This window comes from Streptomyces sp. NPDC002868, from assembly GCF_055563295.1.
In genome coordinates this window covers 1-6,294 of the sequence record NZ_JBVHDR010000063.1, presented here as the reverse complement: position 1 = coordinate 6,294, position 6,294 = coordinate 1, and the positions used below count along the sequence as shown (strand labels likewise).

5 protein-coding genes are annotated in these 6,294 nt (G+C 66.7%); 3 read left to right on the top strand and 2 right to left on the bottom strand.

What is annotated here, in order from left to right; all coding sequences use genetic code 11:
- Window positions 1–261: 261 nt before the first annotated feature.
- From ACZ3H8_RS40480 to ACZ3H8_RS40470, 3 genes are all read left to right on the top strand, one after another.
- Window positions 262–492 (top strand): hypothetical protein, encoded by a 231-nt coding sequence (locus tag ACZ3H8_RS40480; protein WP_467410332.1) that lies wholly within the window; start codon window positions 262–264, stop codon window positions 490–492.
- Between the two features lie 255 nt (window positions 493–747).
- Window positions 748–1,374 carry a hypothetical protein gene (locus ACZ3H8_RS40475; RefSeq protein WP_467410330.1) on the top strand — a complete coding sequence of 209 codons (627 nt, stop codon included), beginning with the start codon at window positions 748–750 and terminating at the stop codon, window positions 1,372–1,374.
- A gap of 812 nt (window positions 1,375–2,186) precedes the next feature.
- A complete protein-coding gene (locus ACZ3H8_RS40470; protein WP_467410327.1) occupies window positions 2,187–3,014 on the top strand; it encodes a hypothetical protein in 828 nt (275 codons plus the stop codon).
- Between the two features lie 94 nt (window positions 3,015–3,108).
- On the opposite strand, the gene ACZ3H8_RS40465 is transcribed toward ACZ3H8_RS40470, so the two are convergent.
- Window positions 3,109–4,506, bottom strand: a complete 1,398-nt coding sequence (locus ACZ3H8_RS40465) for an AlbA family DNA-binding domain-containing protein (protein WP_467410326.1) — start codon at window positions 4,504–4,506, stop codon at window positions 3,109–3,111.
- A 296-nt stretch (window positions 4,507–4,802) separates the two neighbouring features.
- Entirely contained in the window at window positions 4,803–6,050 is a 1,248-nt protein-coding gene (locus ACZ3H8_RS40460; protein ID WP_467410335.1) for an IS701 family transposase, read from the bottom strand.
- Between the last annotated feature and the right edge of the window lie 244 nt (window positions 6,051–6,294).

Genomic DNA, 6,294 nt, shown 5'->3' with positions numbered 1-6,294 from the left:
TCGTAGGCGGCAATGGCGGCAGCGTCCTCCGGCTCCACCTGGGGATTGCTGTATGTCACCGGATCACACTCCCTGTTGCGAAATGCCACGCTAGAGGACCCGGTGTCTGAACGTCCCCGGAATCCGCCGAACGTTCCTGAACTCCCTGCACCGTTCAGCGGTGCGCCGCTTCGTGTAGGCCGGTGACCTGCGGCGTCCGGGTACATGCGGGGCCGTACAGATCACTAGGTGCCCGGCGGTGTGCGGCGGTCTGCTGGAGGCATGGCTGACATCGACACAACCTCTCCCATGCCCGAGCCCGAACTGCCCCCCGCCTCCCCGGGACCATCGCTGCCGCCCGAGCCGACACGGCACCAAGTACTCGACGTAGTAGTCCTGGTTGCTCTGCTGGCCGTGTGCGCCGGGGTGTACCGCGCGGTCGGCGACGCCGGCTTCTCCGTGATCATCGGGGCAGTCGCCGGGCTGTACGGCACCTGGCGCATCCGGCGCTGACTGCGGAGGCGGACCACAACGGCACGGAAGCCACCGCCAGCTCCCGCTCAGGAGCGGCGGATCTTCCGCAGCCGGCGGACAGTCGGCGCGGCGAAACCGGGCGCGTTCCGGGGGACTCGAACTCGCGGCCGGGCCGCACGTCACCCCGTAGGGAAACATTGAGCCGCTGGCCCGCGCCGTGCGACGACCTGACTGAACCAACGACATACCGAGGCACTCTCCTCGTACAGACAAGTCTGTCGAACAGGGAAGATCATGAATGCACTCATCCGGAGTACGTGCATCTTGGCCGTGGGAACACTCCTTGTGACCGGCTGCGTCACCGAGGGGCAGTCGCCGAAGAGGTCTCCCTCGCCGCGAGTCACCGGGCCGACGCATGTGATCGCCTACCGGGCCGGCTATACGGCGGGCAAGGCCGTGTACGACACGTCCGGAAAGGGTGCCGCAGTGCGCGAAAGCGTGTGGGGCGGCTGTACCCGCCGGGCCTTGGACGCTGGCGCGCAAGCCGAGGCGGACCGCGGCGCCTGGGTGCAGGGATGCCTCGATGGCGTCGCAGCAAAACCTCAGGACCTCCCAACCGCCGCGGTGACCCTGCGAGCAGAGAACAACGAACTTCTGCAGAGCTTCCGCGCATGGGCACGGAGCAACGATGCGCAAGAGGAGGCCAAGCACGCGAGCCAGCTGGTAACCGTGCAACTAACCGACAGGGACTACGACATCGAACTTGCCACCGACTACGAGGAAACGGGGCAACAGCAGGCGCAGACACTCGCCCAGTACTTCATCGAATGGTGGGATGGGGACCACGGCAAGACCGGCGTCGCCAGGAACCTTCTGATCCTCGGAACTGAGGGAACGAGACTCCTCGCCCACCGCGTCTGACGCGGCAGACCGCGCTCTGGGACGCCGCCACGCCGGGAGCCGAAGCCCTTGTCGGCGTTGAACCACTTCACAGTGCCAGTTGCCCTCAAACCGGTCCGTTGTCCATGCCACGACCTCGCCGCGGGCGAGGTGCCGCCGCCGTGGGAGCGCGAGCTGCGCTATATGTGCGTCGAGCACGCAGAATTCGTCGAGTAGGCCATGGCGGACCCGAGCAGCGGTCCGTACGAGGAGAGAGAGCCCACCCGTGAGCGCTTCGGCGCTCGCTGTGCCCATGGTCACGGCGCTTTCGGTGCACGAAGGAGCAGGAGGTTCGTTGCGGAGAGCCGGTGGTCTGCTCCGCCAGTCGTTGTGCCACTGCCGTGATGTGTTCCCACTGCATGCCGAGGGCCAGGAGCGTCCGGGACTGAGAACGAGCAATGGGCCGTCCGGCGTCCGGGCCTCGTTGTATCCACCGTCGACCGGCGACTCGTGCACGACCATTCAACGGCCGATCGATTTCAGACTCGGTTCATCCCCGCACGACGACACGCTGTTGCACCCCGCCGTCCTCGGCGTAGGTGCCCGTTTCCGAGTCTTCCGATCTGGGTGGTCAGGGGTCGTGGCTTCGCGAGGAGGGGCCGGTGTGAGCGGTGGCGCAATTGGCGCTCTGTCGCGGGGAAAGAGCCATCTTTAGGCTCCTCGGTATGGCCAAGTCACGGGGCAGGAACCAACGCAAGCCGCAGCAGCGGGTCATTCGACGCACGCCGGAATCGGCGCCCCGCTACTCATCGTTCACCGGTCTTCACGCTGGCCAGTACATGATGCGAGGGGACATGACGATGACCGCCCGCATCATGGAACAGGCATCCCCCGACGCTCTCGTGGAGCTGCTGCTGCCGAACCTGTGGGCAGGGATAGCGGACGAGGTTGGAGCTCCGGCCAACATCTGCGTGGACAGCTGCCTCACCTTGAAGCACGCCTACGGGCAGTTCGGGATCCGCTCTGAACTCGCGCTGGCCGACCTGGTCGTTCGCGAGGCCGACGGCAACAGCGTGCTGCACGGCACTCCGGAACCGTCGTGGAACGACGACGGCACCGTCTTCGACGGCCACTGCATCCTGCTGCTGCCCGACTCCGGCCGCCACGTCGACGCCACGGTGGAGCAGTTCGAAAGGGTTCGTGAGCAGGGCGGGGGCCCGCTGGTCGGGCGCTCCGTCGCCTCCACTGAAGAATTCCAGCCAGGAGAGCTCCTGCCGGCCGGGACTCGGCTGGCGGTGCAGCGCGGCGAGATCATGATGCTGTATACGCTCTCGCATCTCAGCGTGGCCGATGTCATCGACGGCCAGCCCTGGATCATCCAGAACGCTCACCGGCACTACCGCGCCGGCGTCAATCTCGCCTCGCTCATGCTCCAGGCGCTGCGCATGCCCGAAGTCATTGGCCGTGCCCGCCAGGCACCCTATCCACGGCTGCGGGCATTGCTGCGGGCTGTCGGCGGCGCACCGCAGGAAGTGGACGCCGACCGCAACCTCCGCTTCCTCCTGCAGGATCCAGACGGCGCGCAGCGCCTGCGCCTGGACGAGATCCCGCTACCAGCGACCACTCCGGCCGCCTACCCACGCCCCCTGCCGACGGACGTCACCGGCACCGCCAGTCCTTGAAGCCCGACTGCCAATGGGCGAGACGCACCCGGATCCGCCCATCGACTCCCGCTGCCCAGTGGAGGAGCCTTGACCTGGACGCCGTTCGCGCTCCTCAGTCATCGGCGGCGGTGCCGACCCCCTGGAGTATGTCGAGGTCGACGTTGGTGGACTGGACCGGGACATTGAGTGATCCGGAGGCCACGCCGTCCAGGTTGGTACAGGTGGCCTCCCATTGCAGGCTCAGGCCCGCTGTCGGTGGGCCGGCACCGAGTATGCGTACGGGTGGGAGTTGGATGTGGGCCCGGGCTCGCAGGTCAACGGCTTTGAAACGGATCTCGAGGCCCTGGGGCGTGGATCGCAGTCGGTAGTCCGGCACCTTCGTGGGTAGTCCGAAGGAGGCGGGAAGGCCGGCCATCGCCAGGTTGCGGCCGAACCCGTTGGACGCGGCCGCCATGATGGTGTCTTTGCCGTAGGGCAGCGGCGGGGTCGGCAGCGTCGCTTCTGGGTCCTCGTTCCAGGTCCCGGGAAGCAGCACCGCGTAGGCGGGATCCAGGACGCACGCGACCTCGACGCCGGAAACCATCTTGCTGGTTCCGTTCACCAGTTCCAGGAGCACTGGGGCGCCCAGCGCAACCTTGGCGCGCCGCAGGAGCGGAGTCAGGGCCTGACGGTATTTGCTGAGGTAGGTCTCGGCCTGCGCCTTGTACTCCTGAGGAGTCCGCCGGTCCCCGCGCAGGATATTGCGCCCCTCCGGGCGGGTGAGGTTCGCGAGATCGCCGATGGTCAATCCCGCATTGGCGTCGCCGATTCGGGTTGGCCTTGTCTGCCCGTCCGCTTTTGGCAGGGTGGACAGCAGTTTCTTGCGCTGGCGGTTGACCATCAGGTCCAGAATCTCTTCGGTCACCGCTGGTACCAGCGCGGCTCCGTCGACGAGGCCGATGTCGACCTGGAGGTGCTGTTCGCGGCGCAGGAGCCGCCGGGACAGGGCCTCAATGTCGCTTCCCTTGGCGGGCTTGGTCATCCCGGGGAGCCGGATGAAGACGGTGCCGTCGTACGTGTCCGAGAATGTCTTCCGAAGTGTATGGATGCGGTCTCCCCAACGCGGCGGCGCTACGTCGACGAGCATCACGTGCCGTGGGCCATCGCCGGCGTCGAAAGGGACGTAGGTGGTCTCGAACCGCGGTTCCTCGCCGGCGTACTTGGCCAGCCACGCGTACACCTTCTCGATGTCGAGCTCGGGTGTCCCGTGGAGTGTGTCGGGCTCGACTCCGACGAGCACGTATGCGTGGCCTTCGGCCCATTGCTCGGCGGTGTCTGGCATCCGATTGGCGAACCCGAGGATGGCTTTTGCCACGGTGAAAGCGCCGTGCGCCGTGCTGAGGCCCAGGGTGGACTTCCACTCCAGCCACCGGTTCTCGTCGGCGGCGCTCGCGCCGAGGACGGCTCGGATCAACGCCTGCTGTTCGCGCAGCCCCACGACGGCGCGGGAGGTGTCGAAGTCGAGGGCCATGCCGTTCTCCGTTCAGTTCATATGCCGCCAGCATGCCCGACGTTGGGGCCTGGAGCTTCTGCATTTGGGTCCTCCAGGAGCCGCGGGCTACGTGTTCCGCAGCCGCTTCAGACCCTCGCCGTCTAGTACTCCAGCAGCGTTTCGCTATTCCTGCTGGTCAGGGGCCGGATTTTGAGTGTAGTGGGGTGATGTTCCGTCGGGTGCCGGATCGGTGGATCCGTGTTGTGCCTGGGTCCGTCGCTGGTAGTGACAGTGGCGGGCGACGGCTTGGTGGTGGCGACGCCATGTCGACCACTTCAGCGCGTGAACAGCACGCTGTTGTTGGGGTGTTGGGCGGGGATGGCAAGTTGCCAGGAGCTTCCGGATTTCTGCCACGGTGAGGGGCGCGAGGGAGCAGCGATCGTTTCTTCGGTGCCCCTTTCGATTTCTGCGGCGGCCATCGCGGCGAGGAAGGCGTGGGCAAGCATCGCGAGGGTGATGTGCCGGTACCAGCCTGGATACCGGCGGACCTCGTACTCGTCCAGGCCGCACTCGTTCTTCGCGGCCTGGAAACATTCCTCGATCGCCCAGCGGGACCCGGCGATGCGGACCAGTTCGGCGACGGTCGTGCCGGTCGGCGCGTAGGCAAGGTAGTAGGCGATCTCGTCGGGCCTTTTGATGCTGCGGCGGGCCATCACCCACCGGCGGTGGGTGGGCGTATCGCCGTCGAAGAAGTCGATGACCGGCAGTTGGGCCGAGGCCCAGTCATAGACGCGCGGGCCCTTGGCGCCGTCGCCTGCCGACAGGCGCTGCCACGCATCATCGGGTGCTTCGCCGACCAGTTGGTCGATGCGCCAGATCCCGGCCAGGGACTTGACCTGCTGCGATTTTGGCACCGCCAGCACGTTGCCGACGCCCGCTTCCTCCAGCATCCGGCGAAATCCCCATTCCTGCCCGTAGGCGGAATCGGCGGTCACCCAGGCGATCGGCAGATCGGAGGCGAGCGCCCGCAGGACCAGATGCCGGGCGAGTTCGCCCTTGGTCGCGAAGGTGCGGTCTTCGGGGATTTTGGCCGCGCGGCAGCGGTCCGGGTCGTTGGTCCAGGACTTGGGCAGATACAGCTCCCGGTCCACCAGTGCGCGGCCCAGGGGCGAGGCATAGGCAGCGAAGACGCCGATCTGGCAGTTCTCCGTGCGGCCGGCAGTGCCCGAGTACTGGCGTTGCACCCCGGCGGAGGTGGTGCCCTTCTTCAGGAACCCGGTGTCGTCGATGATCAGCACACCGTCGGGCCGGCCGAGTCTCTCCGCGACGTATCCCTGCAGGTCGTCGCGGATCTCCTCGGGGTCCCACCGGGTCCCGGCGAGGAGTCGCTGTAGTCCGTCCGGCGTTGCGTGACCTGCGAATTCCGCGAGTTGCCAGCCGTTCTTGCGGCCGACCGGGCCCAGCAGGCCGCGCAGGTAGTCGCGCATCCGCCGACGCGGTTCGATGCGCGAGAATCTGCCGCCGACCCGGAGGAAGAGGTCCTCAAGTTCCGTCGCCCACAGCCCAGTTCCAAGATCCTCGATCACGCTCGGACCCTGCCCACCACGGGCGGCCTGCCTACACAAACCCACCCTTCGGATGACGGAACACCGATCCGGCACCCGACGGAACATCACCCCACTACACTCAAAATCCGGCCCCTGACCAGCAGGAATAGCGAAACGCTGCTGGAGTACTAGGGTCCGTCTTCAAACGGATCTTGCCCAGAGTAGGAACGACGCCAGGCTGACCGCTGCTTCGTAGGAGGTGGCGGTCTTGTCGTACCTG